Source organism: Variovorax boronicumulans, from assembly GCF_019352895.1.
Taxonomy (GTDB): Bacteria; Pseudomonadota; Gammaproteobacteria; order Burkholderiales; family Burkholderiaceae_C; genus Variovorax; species Variovorax boronicumulans_A.
The window spans coordinates 19,766-34,605 of sequence record NZ_JAAAFX010000007.1; the positions used below are offsets into that span (position 1 = coordinate 19,766).

12 protein-coding genes and 1 pseudogene are annotated in these 14,840 nt (G+C 67.6%); 8 read left to right on the top strand and 5 right to left on the bottom strand.

Annotated elements, in window-relative coordinates:
• From K0H49_RS15045 to K0H49_RS15055, 3 genes are all read left to right on the top strand, one after another.
• Positions 1–1,245: FAD-binding oxidoreductase (locus K0H49_RS15045; protein ID WP_257624893.1), on the top strand; the 1,245-nt coding region annotated here is incomplete at its 5' end.
• Between the two features lie 78 nt (positions 1,246–1,323).
• Positions 1,324–2,238 carry a 4-hydroxy-tetrahydrodipicolinate synthase gene (gene dapA / locus K0H49_RS15050; RefSeq protein ID WP_219213995.1) on the top strand — a complete coding sequence of 305 codons (915 nt, stop codon included), beginning with the start codon at positions 1,324–1,326 and terminating at the stop codon, positions 2,236–2,238.
• 17 nt (positions 2,239–2,255) lie between these two features.
• The gene (locus K0H49_RS15055) at positions 2,256–3,440 is read left to right on the top strand and encodes an MFS transporter (RefSeq protein ID WP_219213997.1); all 1,185 of its coding nucleotides are present in this window, start codon (positions 2,256–2,258) and stop codon (positions 3,438–3,440) included.
• 38 nt (positions 3,441–3,478) lie between these two features.
• Here K0H49_RS15055 and K0H49_RS15060 read toward each other — a convergent pair whose 3' ends face one another.
• The 3 genes from K0H49_RS15060 to K0H49_RS15070 form a co-directional block, all read right to left on the bottom strand.
• Positions 3,479–4,348 (bottom strand): Bug family tripartite tricarboxylate transporter substrate binding protein, encoded by an 870-nt coding sequence (locus tag K0H49_RS15060; RefSeq protein WP_219213999.1) that lies wholly within the window; start codon positions 4,346–4,348, stop codon positions 3,479–3,481.
• Between the two features lie 177 nt (positions 4,349–4,525).
• Positions 4,526–5,179: an RraA family protein gene (locus K0H49_RS15065; RefSeq protein WP_219214002.1), complete on the bottom strand. Its 654-nt coding sequence runs from the start codon at positions 5,177–5,179 to the stop codon at positions 4,526–4,528.
• A 134-nt stretch (positions 5,180–5,313) separates the two neighbouring features.
• Positions 5,314–6,552 (bottom strand): NAD(P)/FAD-dependent oxidoreductase, encoded by a 1,239-nt coding sequence (locus K0H49_RS15070; RefSeq protein WP_219214004.1) that lies wholly within the window; start codon positions 6,550–6,552, stop codon positions 5,314–5,316.
• A 671-nt stretch (positions 6,553–7,223) separates the two neighbouring features.
• Here K0H49_RS15070 and K0H49_RS15075 point away from each other — a divergent pair.
• Together K0H49_RS15075 and K0H49_RS15080 are read left to right on the top strand one after the other, a co-directional pair.
• Complete coding sequence (locus K0H49_RS15075; protein WP_219214005.1) at positions 7,224–8,504, top strand: alanine racemase; 1,281 nt, start codon at positions 7,224–7,226, stop codon at positions 8,502–8,504.
• A gap of 78 nt (positions 8,505–8,582) precedes the next feature.
• A complete protein-coding gene (locus K0H49_RS15080) occupies positions 8,583–9,701 on the top strand; it encodes an alpha-hydroxy acid oxidase (RefSeq protein WP_219214007.1) in 1,119 nt (372 codons plus the stop codon).
• A 102-nt stretch (positions 9,702–9,803) separates the two neighbouring features.
• Here the strand turns inward: K0H49_RS15080 and K0H49_RS15085 are convergent, their stop codons facing one another.
• Entirely contained in the window at positions 9,804–11,477 is a 1,674-nt protein-coding gene (locus tag K0H49_RS15085; RefSeq protein WP_219214009.1) for a peptide ABC transporter substrate-binding protein, read from the bottom strand.
• A 611-nt stretch (positions 11,478–12,088) separates the two neighbouring features.
• Between K0H49_RS15085 and K0H49_RS15090 the strand changes: the two genes are divergently transcribed.
• The 3 genes from K0H49_RS15090 (at position 12,089) to K0H49_RS15100 (ending at position 14,685) form a co-directional block, all read left to right on the top strand.
• Positions 12,089–12,865 carry a class II aldolase/adducin family protein gene (locus K0H49_RS15090; RefSeq protein WP_219214010.1) on the top strand — a complete coding sequence of 259 codons (777 nt, stop codon included), beginning with the start codon at positions 12,089–12,091 and terminating at the stop codon, positions 12,863–12,865.
• A 77-nt stretch (positions 12,866–12,942) separates the two neighbouring features.
• A complete protein-coding gene (locus K0H49_RS15095; RefSeq protein ID WP_219215445.1) occupies positions 12,943–14,202 on the top strand; it encodes an amino acid deaminase in 1,260 nt (419 codons plus the stop codon).
• An 84-nt stretch (positions 14,203–14,286) separates the two neighbouring features.
• Positions 14,287–14,685, top strand: coding sequence for a RidA family protein (locus tag K0H49_RS15100; protein WP_219214012.1), 399 nt, complete (start codon positions 14,287–14,289; stop codon positions 14,683–14,685).
• A 62-nt stretch (positions 14,686–14,747) separates the two neighbouring features.
• Here K0H49_RS15100 and K0H49_RS15105 read toward each other — a convergent pair.
• A pseudogene (locus tag K0H49_RS15105) lies at positions 14,748–14,840 on the bottom strand (hypothetical protein); the annotation flags it as partial.

The following is a 14,840-nucleotide window of genomic DNA, read 5'->3' on the forward strand; positions in this document are numbered from 1 at the left end:
GGGGGCAACACCAGCCTGTGCGAAGGGGCGGTGCCGGGGCAGGGGGCGGTGGGCTGGGTGGTGATCAGCCTGCAGCGCATGCGCAGCATCCGCGGCATCGATATCGCCAACAACTCGATCACGGTGGACGCCGGCTGCGTGCTCGCCGCGGTGCAGTCCGCGGCCCAGGCGCACGATCGACTCTATCCCGTGAGCCTCGGTGCCGAGGGTTCCTGCCAGATCGGCGGCAATATCGCCACCAACGCGGGCGGCACCGGCGTTCTTCGCTACGGCAACACGCGCGAAAACATCCTGGGACTCGAGGTGGTGCTGCCGGACGGCCAGGTCTGGAACGGGTTGCACGGCCTGCGCAAGAACAACACGGGCCTGGATCTCAAGCACCTTTTCGTGGGCTCGGAGGGCACGCTGGGCGTGATCACCGGTGCCACGCTCAAGCTGCACCCGCTGCCGAATTCGTACGCGACCGCGTGGATGGCGCTGCCGTCGCCGCAGGCCGCGCTGGACGTCCTCGGCCTGTTCCAGCAACAGGTGGGCGGCGTGCTGAGCAGCTACGAGATGATGAATCGGCTGCAACTGGACATCGTGCTGGCGCATGTCGCCAACCGCCGCGCACCGATCGCAGCCGATCATCCGTGGCACGTCCTGGTCGAGCTCGCCGACACCCGCGGTGAGGAGGCGCTCGACGATGGCATGCAGGCGGTCCTCGCACGGGGCCTCGAGGCGGGCCTGATCCTGGATGCGGCGCTCGCCACGAATCGGGTGCAGCGCGAGGCCTGGTGGGCGGTGCGGCACAGCGTCACGGAAGGCAACAAGAAAGCCGGGATGGGCATCGCGACCGATCCCGCCGTGCCGGTCTCCGCGGTGCCGGCCTTCATCGAGCGGGCCACGCTGGCCGCGCACAAGGTGCTGCCCGATGCGCCCATCATCGTGGTGGCCCATCTCGGCGACGGGAACGTGCACTTCATTCCGCAAGCCAGCTTCGCGCAATGGACGTCCTGGCCGGATCCGCACGCCATGGCGAAAAGAATCAAGCATGCCGTCAACGAGGTCGCCTGCGAACTGGGCGGCACCTTCAGCGCCGAACACGGCATCGGCCAGGCGCTGACGCAAGACATGGGACGGTTCAAGTCCGGCGTCGAGCTGGAGCTCATGCGCGGCATCAAGGCGCTGCTGGACCCCCGGGACATCTTCAACCCCGGGCGCCTGCTTCCCGCCGCGCCGGCGCCGGCCGCCGCGGCCGCCTGAGGACGCGCGACGCATCGAATGGATTCTCCGCAGCGCCACGCCTCCGGTGGCGCTGCCTCACTGAAAGAACGACTGACAATGACTCAAGCACTCACGGCCGCGGATCTGCGCGGCATCCTTCCCGCGATCCCCACGCCGGTGACCGCGGACGACACGGTCGATGTGGCGGCCGTGCGCGCCCATATCGACTACCTGCTGAAGGCGGGCGTCGATGGGGTGGTGCCCCTCGGCGGTACCGGCGAATACGGCTCGCTGTCGCGCGCGCAGCGCGTGCGCATGGTGGAGGCCTGCGTGGCGGCCGCCGACGGCGCGATACCGACGGTGGCCGGCGTGCTCGACACGGGCTTCCACGACGCCTTGGCCAGCGGGAAGGACCTGGCCGCGGCCGGCGCCAGCGCCCTGATGGTGGTGACCCCGTACTACACCAATCCGACGCAGCAGGGCATCCGCGACTATTTCATCCGCTACGCCGACGAGTCCCCGCTGCCGGTCGTGCTTTACGAGATCCCCTATCGCACGCGCATCGCCGTCCAGCCGGAGGTGCTGCACGAGCTGTCGCGACACCCGAACATCATCGGCATGAAGGCGTGCAACACCGACCTGTACCATTTCCTGAAGGTGGTCGCCGGTGTCGCGGAAGACTTCAGCGTGTTGAGCGGCGAGGATTGCCTCTTCCCCCTGCACATGGCCGCTGGCGCGAAGGGCGGCATCATCGTGACCGCCAGCGTGCTGCCCAGGACCTGGCTTGCCCTGCACCAAGCCGCGGCGGCGGGCCGCATCGAGCAGGCGGTGGCCATGCATCGGAAGCTGATCCCGCTGCTGGACATGAGCTTCGCCGAGACCAATCCCGGGCCCCTCAAGGCGGTATGGGATCTGATCGGTATCGATGCGCCACGCCTGCTCGCGCCCCTGCTGCCTGCCCATGACGAGCTGCGGCAACGCCTGTACGTCGAACTGAAGGCGCGACTCGTTGAAGAGGCCGGGATCCGCTAGGCGATCCGGCGCACCGCATGACCGGACGACGCATGCGCCGCTGGGGTGCGGGGGAGGTGCCGCTGCTGCCGGTCGGGGTGCTGCTGCTGGCGCATGTGGGATTCACCGGCAACAGGTTCGTCTTCACGCTGCATGCCATTGCACTGCATGCCAGCTCGTTCCAGATCGGGCTGCTGCTGGCCGCCTTGATGGTGGGCCCCATGCTGTTCTCCGTCGGCATGGGCCGGCTGACCGATCGGCATGGCTACGCGCGGGTCGGGTCGGTCGGCATCGCGATGGTCTTCGCCGGTTCCGCGACGGCGGCGGCGTTCCCCGGGCTGGCCGTGCTCTACGCGGCGAGCGTGCTGACCGGCACCGGCTTCATGGCCACCCACGTCGCCTTGAACACGTTCATCGGCCGGCTCACCGCGGCCCGGTTCAGAACCGATGCGTTCTCCGCGGTGGCGCTCGCGTTCTCCATTTCCGGGTTTTGCACCCCGCTGTTGGCCGGGGCGTCGATCGAGCTCGCCGGCTACCGTGTCGCCTGCCTGGTCCTGCTGGGCGCCGCTGTCGGCGCCGGCCTGCTGCTGCGTTCCGCGGCACGCCACCATCCATCCGGGACCGTGCGAGCGCCAGCGGCCCGCGCGGGCGCCGTTGTCGAACTGTTCGCCGATCCTCGGCTGCGCGCCGTGTTCCTGACCGGTGGTCTCTTCACCATGGCATGGGATCTGTTCACCTTCTTCGCGCCGCTGCAAGGGGTTCGCGCGGGACTGAGCCCCGTCGCGACGGGCGCGATCGTTTCCGCCCTGTCGGCCGGCATGTTCGCCGTTCGCCTGGGGGTGGCACGGCTGACCCAGCGGATCGGCGAGTGGGCCACGATGGCCGGGGCGCTCCTGCTGGTCGCGCTCGTCTTCCTGGTCTTTCCGCTGCTGCACGCGCTGCCCACCCTGGTCTGCGCCGCCTTCGTGCTCGGCATGGGCCTGGGTTGCGGCCAGCCGGTGTCGATGGCATTGCTCTATCAGGTGGCGCCGGAAGGCCGGGCCGGGGAGGCCGTGGGGGCGCGGGCCACGATCACCAGCGTGAGCCAGACCTTGCTGCCGATGCTGCTCGGCGCCCTGGGGACCGCGGTGGGCCTGCTGGCGGTGTTCTGGTCCGGTGCCGTGCTGTTCACGGCGGGCGCCTGGACGGCCCGCCAGGGCATTCGAAGAGAGCGGCGCTCCTAGGGCGCCCGCTGCGCAGCCGGCGCGCCGGGCGACGCCCGCTACTTCTTCAGCTCACGTTCCGCGATGGGGTTCCAGCGCGCGTATTCCTGCTTGAGAAAGACGGCGAACCGGTCGCTGGGGATCGGATGGTAGAGCGCGCCGCCGGCTTCGACACGTGCCTTCACGGCGGCGAGATCGGACGATTGGGTCAAGGCGTCGGACACTGCCTTCACGATCTTCGGGTCGGTGCCCTTCGGCGCGAACAGGCCGGTCCAGGTCAGTGCCTCGTAGCCCGCCAGTCCCGGCGTCTCCGCGAGCGCTGGCACCGAGGGATATTGCGGCATGCGATCCTTCGTCGTCACGGCGATGAGGCGCAGCTTGCCGCCGTCGATCAAGGGCTTGACCGAGGAAAGGATGTCGATCATGAAAGCGAGCTGGCCGCCCACCAGGTCGGCGTTCGCCGGCGCACTGCCCTTGTACGGAACATGGGTGAGCTTCATGCCCGCCATCTCGCCGAACAGCACCACGGCCAGATGCGTGGTGGAGCCGGCGCCGCCCGACCCGTACATCAGGCCCTTGTCGGATCTGCCCGCCTTGACGATGTCCGCGGTCGTCCGGTAGGGCGAGTTGGCGGCCACGACCAGCGCGTGGGGTGTGCTGGAGAAATTGGCCACCGGCAACAGGTCCGACATGGGGTCGATGCCCAGCTCGGGGAACAGCGTGCGGTTGGAGATGTGGGTCCCGACACCGCCGACGACGAAGGTGTAGCCGTCGGGCGGGGCCTTGATGGCCGTCGCTGTCGCCAGGCCACCGCCCGCGCCCGGCTTGTTCTCCACGTAGACGGTGCCTTTGAGCTGGTCCTGCATGCGCTGTGCCATGAAGCGCGCCGCAATGTCGGTGCCACCGCCCGGCGGGTAGCCCACCAGCACCTTGATCGGCCGGCTCGGATAGGTGTCCGCCGCATGAGAAACAGGCAGGGCCAGGGCGCATGTCCATGCCAGGAGCAAGGCCCTGCATCCGGTTCGATTCATACACAACTCCATTTCAACAAGACAAGTGGGAAAGCAAAAATCACGGCGGAAGAAAGGCGCCGGACGGCGCGGCCGTCAGGGCTTCGCTGCCGTCCGGCGCACGCTCCATTGCAGGCGCGTGGCATGCAGCTCCGGCAGCGGGCGCCGCCCTTCGATGTCGGCGGCCAGCTTTCTGTCGAGCATGGCGATCTGGTCGGCCTCGTAGAGGATGTCCTCGAGCCTCGAAGCCGGCAGCGCGACCACGCCGTCGTCGTCGCCCACGATCACATCGCCCGATTCGATGTGGATGCCGCCGCAGTCGATCCCCCCATGGACCGCCTGCATCGCCAGCGCGTCCGCATAGCTTCGCACGGCGACGCCCCGGGCGAACATGGGATAGCCTCGGGTCCGGATCGCGGCGACATCGCGCACGCAGCCATCCAGCACCATGCCGGCCATGCCCGACAGCTGTGCGAAGCGGGACATGTTGGCACCGCACACCCAGCGTGCCATCCCGACCTGCACGACGAGCACACTGCCCTTCGGGGCATGCGCGATCACGTCGTAGAAGTTCAGGGGCGCCGACGGGGTGGCATCCACCGGGCCGAACCTGACGGTGTAGGCGAGGCCCTGCAGGCGCATGCCCGGGGCCAGTGGCATGACGGCATCGAGTCCCACCTCCAGCCCGAGGCGCCGCGCCGCGTCATGGAGCGTCGACGTTTCAAAGAGGGTCGAATCGGGTTTGCTCACGGTGCCTCTCCATCGCCGGTGCCGCGGTCGCTTGGGCGCCCGGCGTTTCGGCATGCGCCATGCCGGACAGGGCCCAGGCGTGCAGAGCACGGGGTCGTGAACGCGGCGGGGGTTGAACGCTGCATCGCCGGAGCTCAGCCGAAGCGCGCGGGTGCATAGGGCCAGGGATCCACCACCGGCTCCGAGCCATCGATCATTTCGGCCAGCAGTCGCCCGGACACGGGCCCCAGCGTGAAGCCCTGGTGCGCATGGCCGAAGTTGAACCACAGGCCCCGGTGTCGCGGCGCCGGACCGACCAGCGGCAGCATGTCGGCGCTGCAGGGTCGGGCACCGCGCCAGGGATCCTGCTCGACCGCTTCGGGCAGGTCGAGCAGTTCGCGCGCCAGGCGTTCGGCGCGCCCCAACTGCACGGGCGTCGAGCGCGCGTTCATGCGCGCGAACTCGGCGCCGGTGGTGATCCGCACGCCCTGCTGCATCGGCGACAGCATGAAGCCTCCGTCCGCATCCAGCATCGGTGTGCGCGGTGCCTCGCCGCCGCGGTAGTGGCGGTGGTAGCCGCGGATGGCGAAGAGCGGGAGCCGATAGCCCTGGGCGCGCACGACCTCCTTGGACCATGGCCCCAGCGCCAGCACGGCGTGCTCGCCGTCGATCTCGCCGTCCACGGTGCGCACGCGCCATCCCGTCTCGGTCTGTCGCAGCGAGGCCGCATCGCCTTTCACGAAGCGTCCCCCGAGTTGGGCGAACAGCGCCGCGTAGCGCTTGACCAGTTCCCCCGGGTTGTTCACGGACCAGGGGTCGAGCCAGTGCACGGCACCGGCCAGTCGCAGCTTCAACGCCGGTTCGGCCGCGGCCAGCGCCTCGGGATCCTCGACCGCATGGCGGACGCCGCCTTCGCGCGCCAGCCGCTGCGCGCGCGCGATGGCGCGTTCCATCGTGGCCTGCTGCCGGTACACGAACCGAAAGCCATTCCGGGCGACCAGCTCCCGCGCGCCGGCCCGGTCGATCAGCGCTTCGTGTTCGGACAGGCAGTGCGCGATCAGGCGCGCATGAACCTGCGCGATGCGCGCGTACGCCGTCGGGCGCGAGTTCTTCCAATAGCGCGCCAGCTCCGGCGCGGTGCCGGGCAGCGCGTCCAGGTGGTAGCTGATCTTGGCGCCGCGCTTGAGCGCCGCACGGGAAAGGGTCGGGAAGTCGCGCGGGAAGGCAACCGGCTCGATGGCTTCGCGCTGGATCAGGCCGGCGTTGCCGTAGGAGGTCTCGGCGCCCGGCTCCCTGCGGTCGACGAGCGTCACCGAATGGCCGCGCAGCACAAGGTGGAGGGCGGTGCAGGTGCCGACGATGCCGGCGCCCAGGACGAGCACTTCGTGTTTCATGAGCGCTCGCGGATGGTTGCCGCTTCCTGGCACGCGACCGGGGTGCGCTGCCGGTTCGTGGCGCCGACAAGGCTGCGCGGCGGGGCGCCCGCCGGCGCGCCAGGGCGCGTTGCTCCGGCCGGATCGCGTCGGTCGGGTTCGAGGTGGGACCGGGAAGAGCGCGCGCTTCGACAGCCAGCCGCGTCTGGGGTGGAGAGGGCGGAGAGGGGACTGCACACCATGTGGGTTCTTTTTTTCAGGGTAGATCCGAGGCCCGTCCGCATGTGCCACGGTGCCGCGTCGGGCCGGCTGCTGGGGGCCCGGGCGCGCGCACGGGCCTTCATGCGCGATCGCCTGACCGGCCGATCGGCGGGCGCTTGGCGCCGCGTCTCGGCGCGATCGGCTTCATGTGGATAATGTATTGCATAAAAATATCAATGATTGAATCATCATACATTCGTGGCGCCGAGTCAAGCCTGCCCACAGTTGGCGAGGGTCAGCGATCTCCGCGCACCTGCGTGGATGGCGCCGACTTGCGTGCATTTCGCGCCGGACCTTGACCTGCCGATCCAGATGTTTAAAATAATACAAGATATCGCATTGCAATATACTTAAGCATGAGCAGATCCGGGCCGTGACCCGGCTCTTCAACTGCCGAACGGAGACGAAACTTGGATGACGGAAACAACGGTATGAGCGAGCGCAAGGCCACGACGCTGGCCCCCGGACTGAAGGGCTTTCCGCCCGATCTGGCGTCGGTGTCGAGCGCCGAAGTGGGCGGGCTCGGATGGCATGTGCTCGACGGTCGGCTGCCGCTGCCGCTCGCCGTGCTCAAGCGCACGGCACTCGAGCACAACATCGATTGGATGCAGCGCTTCGTGCGCGAGCGTGGCGTCGATCTGGCGCCGCACTGCAAGGCGACGATGGCGCCGGAAATCTTCGTTCGCCAGCTCGATGCGGGCGCCTGGGGCCTGACCTTCACCTACGTGACGCAGCTCGTGGTCGGCGTGGCCGCCGGCGCGCGCCGTACGCTGATCGCCAACCAGGTATTCAGCGACGGCGACCTGGCCGCCATCCAGGCCCTGCGCAGGGCGCACCCCGACCTGCGCGTCGTCTTTCTCGTCGATTCGATGGCGCAGCTCGCGTTGATCGAAGCCTGGTTCGCCGCGCATCCGGGCAGCCTGCCTTTCGAAGCGATGCTGGAGATCGGCCTGCCCGGCGGCCGCGGCGGTTGCCGCACAAGGGAGGACGCCATGCGGCTGGCCCGCGCCCTGCACGCCAGCGAAGCGGTCGATCTCGTCGGCATCGAGTGCTACGAAGGGCTCGGCGCCAAGGGCGTCACCGAACTCGACGCCGCCTACACGACGGCGCTGATGGACCGTGTCGACGCCATCGCACGCTGCTGCGACGCCGAAGGTCTCTTCGATGCGGACGAGGTCCTGGTCTCGGCCGGTGGCTCGTCGATCTTCGACCTGGTCGTGGCACGCCTGAGGCCCAGGCTCGGGCGCCCGGTGCGCGGCCTGCTGCGTGCCGGCGGCTACGTCGTCTCCGACCACGGCCACAACCGGCGGATGGTGGCGGCCATGCAGGCGCGCACCGGCCTTCGCGATGCGCTGCGTCCGGCGCTGGAGATCTGGACCCAGGTGCTGTCGCGCCCCGAGCCCGGCCTGGCCATCCTGGCCCTCGGCCGGCGCGACGTGTCCTTCCACATCGACATGCCGATCCCGTTCGCGCGGGCGCCGCGCGGCGCGACGGTGCCGCGGCCGGTGCCGTCCAGCTGGAAGATCAGCGCGCTCAACGACCAGCACGGCTACCTGCGCTGGGACGCCGCGCACGAAGACGTCGCGCCGGTGGTGGGCGAGCGCGTGGGTGTCGGTGTCTCGCAACCCGGCGTGACCTTCAACAAGTGGCACTGGATGCCGGTGGTCGAGGACGACTACCGGGTCAGTGACGCCGTCACGATGCATTTCTAGCAGCGCGCCTGCCGAACGGCCCCCTCGATTCTCGCTTTCAAGACGAAGGAAATTGTGAACCCCATCAACATCCGCGACATGCAGACGCTGGCCAGGAAACGCCTGCCGCGCCTGCTCTACGACTACCTCGACGGCGGCGCCTTCGACGAGATCACCCTCGCCGCCAACACGGCCGATTTCGCTCGCTTGCGATTCGTGCCCCCGGTGCTCAACGACGTCGGCAGCATCGACCTCGGCACCACGATCTTCGGTGAGCGCCTGTCGATGCCGCTGATCCTCGGCCCGGTCGGTTCGCTGGGGGTTCTGTCGCGCCTCGGCGACATCGCCTCGGCCAAGGCCGCGGAGGCTTGCGGCATCACCTCCTGCCTGTCGACGACCGCGGTCGCGTCGGTCGAGGATGTGACGGCCGCGCGCAAGAATCCGATCTGGTTCCAACTCTATGTGCTGACAGAGCCGGGCCATCACGTGGAGTTGATCCGCCGCGCCAAGGCCGCCAAATGCAGGGCGCTGGTGATCACGGTCGATTGCGCCATTCCGGCACAGAAGGAGCGGGACCTGCGCCACGGCTACACCTTCACCGGCAAGGTGCGGCCGCGGAACATCCTGGACATGCTCACGCGCCTTCACTGGATGCGCAGCGTCCTCCTGGGCCCGAGGCTGAACTTCGGCAGCATGCCCGGAGGCAAGGGCAACTTCAAGCGGATCATGTCCAAGGCGGGCGGCGGCCTGATGGACAAGGGGCTGGACTGGGACAAGGTCAAGCAGATCCGCGCGATGTGGGACGGCCCGTTGGTGATCAAGGGGATCATGTCGCCGCGGGACGCCGCCAGGGCCGTCGACCTGGGCGCGGACGGCATCGTGGTCTCGAACCATGGCGGCCGCCAGCTCGATGGCGCGATCTCCACGATCATGGCCCTGGGGCCGGTCGTCGATGCGGTCAATGACCGGGCGGTCGTGATGATGGACGGGGGCATCCGGCGTGGCCATGACGTCGTCAAGGCGCTCGCCATGGGCGCCAAGGCCTGCCTGATCGGTCGCGGCTACGCCTATGGACTGGCGGCGAACGGCCAGGCCGGCGTCGAGCAGAGCCTGGACATCCTTCGCAAGGAGATGACGTCGACCATGGGCATGCTGGCCTGCACGAGCGTGGCGCAACTGGGGCGCGAACTGCTGCACGACAACGAGTGGCGTTTCTGAGGCCGCGCCGCCCGAGGACGTCGGGCAACCGGGCGCGGTGCCCGCCGGCGAGCCCCCGGGCACGGCACCGCCGCCGGTGCCGGAGCCGGCCCGGCGCCGCTCTCAGCCGGCCCAACGCCAGCTGCCCATGTTCCAGCAATTCGACGAGACATTGGGGTTCGCGCGGAAGCCGACGAGCTTGGCCTTGGTGCCTTCCACCTGCGCCGGCTGGCAGATCGGCAGGATCACGAGCTCCTCCCGGATCACGCTCTGGATGCGCTGGTAGGCTTCCTTGCGCTCGGTCTGCTTGAAGGTCGTCTGGCCGACCTGCAGCAGGCGATCGACCTCGGGATTCTTGTACTGGTAGAAGTTGGTCCCGGAACCGCCCTGAACGGGGATCGCCGACGAGCTGAAGCGTTGGGTCGGGTCGGGATCGGCGCCGGTCCCGTAGGTGCTCGCGCCGAGCATGCAGTCGAACTGGGACTGGGTGTAGTACTCGCCGAAGATGACCGCCGCCGGCATGGCCTTGATCTGCACCGCAATGCCCATCTTTCGCCAGTCCTGCTGGACCAGCTGGAGGATCTGTTCGCGCTGCGAGTTGCCCGAGACGGTCGAGACCGTGAACTCGAGGCGCAGGCCGCCCTTGCTGCGCACGCCGTCCGCGCCCTTGACCCAGCCCGCCTCGTCGAGCGCCTTGTTGCCGGCCGCCAGGTCGTAGACATGCTTGGGCAGGGAGGGGTTGTAGGCCCAGGACGAGCGCGAGAGGAAGGACTCGGATTCGACGGGGATGCCGTAGTACACAAGGTCGACCAGCGCCTTCTTGTTCAGGCCGAAGTACATCGCGCGCCGCACGGCCTTGTCCTGGAAGATGGGGCGCCCGAAGTTGAGGATCAGCCCTTCGATCTGGGCCGTCTGCGCCACGTAGACCTTTCGATCGGCGAGCGTCTGTGCCTCCTTGTAGTACTGGGAGGCGATGCCCTGGTAGCCAAGGTAGTCGACCTGGCCGGTCTTGAACTGCGTGTACGCCACGTTGAGGTCGGGGATGTACCTGAAGATGATGCGTTCGACGTAGGGGCCGTCGCCGAAGTAGTCGGTATTGGCCAGGAGGGTGATGCTCTCGCCCGCGACACGCTTGCCCCATTTGAAGGGACCGGTCCCGATCGGTGCCGAATTGAAGGGCGCGGTGTTCGGGTCCGCGGCCTTTTCCAGCGCATGCCTGGGGACGATGAAGGTCGATGTCAGAAGCGAGATGTAGGGCGCGTACAGCTTCGTCATCTTCCAGGACAGTTCATGGGGACCATGCACCGTGATGTCGCGCACGAGAGCGTGGCCCTGGCGGGTGTACGCCTTGAACGACGGGTTGTTCACCAGTTCCAGGGTGTACTTGACATCCTCCGCCGTGAATTCGACCCCGTCGTGCCACTTCACGCCCTTGCGCAACTTGATCTTCCAGACGAGTCCATCCGGAGAGATGCCGCCGTTCTCGAGCGTGGGCACTTCGACCGCGAGCTCCGGGACGAAGGAGCCGTCCGGCTCGACACGCCAGAGTGGGTTGAACAGGGAGAACTGCACGCCCTGATCGGTCTCGATGCGCGGCATCAGCGGGTTGAAGACGGTGGGTTCCTGCGTGAGACCCGCAACGATCTGGCCCTTGGGAGCCTTGGCGGCGCCCGGTTTCTCCTGGGCCTGCACGGCGTGGGCAAACAGCATCGCCGCCGGCGTGGCGATGAGGGTTCTGCGCGTCATGGGAAGCCTGCCGAGCGAATCGGGCACGGGCACGTTCTTGTCTTTGGCCAAGGGGAATCTCCTTTGTTGGCGAGCGTTGATGAGAAGGGCGCGCCCATCGCGTCTGGAGCGCTGGCGGCGCAGGCGAAGAAATGAATCCCGTGCCTGCGCCGGTGGCAGAGCATCTTCTTTAGAAGATACAAAGTATTCTTATAAAATACTAAATAGTATAGTTTTGGGTCGTTGCATGGTGACCATGGAATACCCTTGGAGCGCCTGCGGCGCAGGGCCGATGGGTTCCGCATCCGCCAGGTCGATCGCTTTTCCCACCTGCAAGCGCGTCCGCGCGCGTCGATGCCTGCGCAGTCATCGAGGAAGAGCCAGACCGCGCAGCCGTTCGCGCCATGCCGTGCGCGACCTCGCTGGCCGCCTCACGTGGCGGCAGGTCTGCCGCGACATCCGATTCAACCGACCCGTTGCCGCTGGCCCGCATTCACAGTCTTCGGCGCCACGCATGGCGCTGCCGTGCTTGACAGCCGGCACGAACCGAATAAAATAAATACCAAGTATTGTATATAAATACAACTTGCTCGGTAAAAGCCTTTTGCGGCCTGCCGTGCGGGTTGGCGCAGCGTCTGTTCCCACCGCTTCGCTGCTTTCCCGTCCACCCACTGGAGCCCGAAATGAACCCCGCCACCGACAACATCCTTCGCTACCCCGAAGTCAGACAACGTGTTTGCGCCGAAGAGTGGGCGCAGCGCGTGAACCTGGCGGCAGCGTTCCGTCTTTGCGCGCGCTACAAGATGACGGACCAGATCTATGCGCACCTGTCCGCGAGGATTCCCGGCAAGCCCGAGCACTACCTGATCAACGCCTATGGCCTGATGTTCGACGAGGTGACGGCGTCGAATCTGGTGGTGGTCGATCTCGACCGGAACATCGTCGACGACCCGACCGGCATGGGCGTGAATCCCTCCGGCTTTGTAGTGCATGGCGGCATCTTCAGGATCCGCCCGGATGTGCAGTGCGTCATGCACGTTCACACGCTGGCCGGTGGCGCCGTGTCGGCGCAGGAGCGCGGCCTGCTCAACCTCACCCAGCACGCGATGCGTTTCCATCGGCGCATCGCATACCACGACTTCGGCGGTGTCGCGACGAACGCCGAGGCCGAGGCCGGGCTCGGCCACGACCTGGGCCACTACAAGGTCGCGATCCTGCGCAACCACGGCTTGTTGACCGTGGGCAGCCAGGTGCGGGAGGCGTTCGAGCTGATGTACGCGCTGGACGCCGCGTGCCAGATGCAGGTCGCGGCCCTCGGCGCGAAGGTCATCGAGTGCGACGCTGCCACCGCCGAAAAGGTGGCGGCTCACTTCGACAAGACGGACCGGGTCGGTCCCACCAAAGACTGGCCTGCGCTGCTGCGCATGCTGGACCGCATCGACCCCGGCTTCAGGGACTAGTGCTCAGGAGCCATGACGTGGACGCCACCTCAAAGATTGTGGAGGCCGGACGAGGCAGCCTTCTGGACAGCGCCAACATGCTGCGCACGGGCGTGAAAGGCTTCCCGCACGACCAGGCGCCGCTGTCGAGCGCCGAGATCGGCGGGCTGGGCTGGAACCTGCTCGATGGCCGGCTGCCCCTGCCGCTGGCCGTGTTGAAGCGCACGGCGCTCGAACACAACCTGCGATGGATGCAGCAGTTCGTCCGTTCGCGCGGCATCGATCTCGCGCCCCATGGCAAGACCACGATGTCTCCGCAACTGTTCGCCCGCCAGCTCGAAGCCGGCGCGTGGGGCCTCACGGTGGCGAACGTGACACAACTGTGCATCGCCGTCGCGGCCGGCGTGCGCCGGGTTCTGCTGGCCAATCAGGTGCTGGCCGACGAGGACCTGGCGGGCATCCAGGCGATGTTGAAGGCGCACGCCGACCTGCGCGTCGTCTTCCTCGTCGATTCGAACGCCCAGCTGGCACTCGTCGAAGGCTGGTTCTCGACCCACCAGGTCCGCGTGCCCTTCGAGGTCATGCTGGAGATCGGCATGCTCAACGCGCGCACCGGTTGCCGGACGCATGACGAAGCGATGCTTCTCGCGCGCGCACTTCACGCGAGCGCCGCCGTTCGCCTGGTCGGCATCGAGTGCTACGAGGGCCTGGGCGTGTCGGGCCGCACGGAACGCGATGCGTCGTATGCCGATGCGCTCATGGCGCGCGTGGAAGCGATCGCCCGCTGCTGCGATGCGGAAGGCCTGTTCGAGGCCGAGGAGGTCCTGGTCTCCGCCGGCGGCTCGTCGATCTTCGATCTCGTCGCCGGGCGCCTGAAGCCCTCGCTGGGCCGACCCGTGCGCGGGCTGCTTCGTTCCGGCTGCTACATCACGCACGACCATGGGCATTGCCAGCGGATGGGTGTCGCGATGCGCGGTCGCACCGAGCTTGGCGAAGGGCTCCAGCCGGCGCTGGAGGTCTGGACGCACGTGCAGTCGCGTCCCGAACCGGGGCTCGCCATCCTCGCCGTGGGCCGACGCGACATCTCCTTCGACATCGAGATGCCGGTCCCACTGGCGCGGGCCGCGCGCGATGTGCGCATGCCCAGGAAGGTGCCGCCGAGCTGGCGGATCACCGCGCTCAACGACCAGCACGGCTACCTGCGCTGGGACGCGCACCACGAAGGCGATGCGCCGACGGTGGGCGAGCGCGTGGGGCTGGGTATCTCTCACCCTTGCACGACCTTCGACAAATGGCAATGGATGCCGGTCGTTGAAGACGACTACCGCGTGTCCGATGCCGTGACGATCCACTTCTGACGGACCGACGCCGTCCACCCCTGGTTTCGGGAGCCTTCTGCTCCTTTCTGCCTCTCAGCCTCTACTCTTGCAAAGGAATCATCCATGCCTCTCGAATACATCGGCGCCTCCACCAGTGCCTCGGAACGAATGACCCGGCCCTATTCGCCCGCCGTGCGGGCCGGTGACTACATCTACGTCTCGGGGCAGGTCGCCTCGAATGCACAAGGCGAGATCGTGGCCGGCGGGATCGAGGTGCAGACGCGGCAGACGATGGAGAATCTTAAGGCCGTACTGGCGCTGGCAAACGCGACCCTGGAAGATGTCTGCAAGTGCACGGTCTGGCTGGCGGATGCGCGCGATTTCCGCGGATTCAACCGGGTTTACGCGACATATTTCTGCAATGCGAATCCCGCCCGCTCGGCTACCGAGGCCCGCCTGGTAGTGGATTCGAAAATCGAGATCGAGGTTATCGCTTTCAAGCCTGTGAGCCCAAGGGTCTAACGGCCTATGCCCTAGCTCTTAACATAAACGCGATGCCGTCGGGGGGGGGGGGGGCGTGCTATGCCCGCGGCGATGTCCACGATCACCGAGCCCGGCTTCATGCTCTTGACCATCTCTTCGGTGATCAGCGTCGGCGCGGCACCCCCGGGGATCAG

Coding starts and splice junctions, on each gene's coding strand:
- dapA (WP_219213995.1), top strand. CDS start 1,324: ATGACTCAAGCACTCACGGCCGCGGATCTGCGCGGCATCCTTCCCGCG.
- K0H49_RS15055 (WP_219213997.1), top strand. CDS start 2,256: ATGACCGGACGACGCATGCGCCGCTGGGGTGCGGGGGAGGTGCCGCTG.
- K0H49_RS15070 (WP_219214004.1), bottom strand. CDS start 6,552: ATGAAACACGAAGTGCTCGTCCTGGGCGCCGGCATCGTCGGCACCTGC.
- K0H49_RS15075 (WP_219214005.1), top strand. CDS start 7,224: ATGAGCGAGCGCAAGGCCACGACGCTGGCCCCCGGACTGAAGGGCTTT.
- K0H49_RS15080 (WP_219214007.1), top strand. CDS start 8,583: ATGCAGACGCTGGCCAGGAAACGCCTGCCGCGCCTGCTCTACGACTAC.
- K0H49_RS15090 (WP_219214010.1), top strand. CDS start 12,089: ATGAACCCCGCCACCGACAACATCCTTCGCTACCCCGAAGTCAGACAA.
- K0H49_RS15095 (WP_219215445.1), top strand. CDS start 12,943: ATGCTGCGCACGGGCGTGAAAGGCTTCCCGCACGACCAGGCGCCGCTG.
- K0H49_RS15100 (WP_219214012.1), top strand. CDS start 14,287: ATGCCTCTCGAATACATCGGCGCCTCCACCAGTGCCTCGGAACGAATG.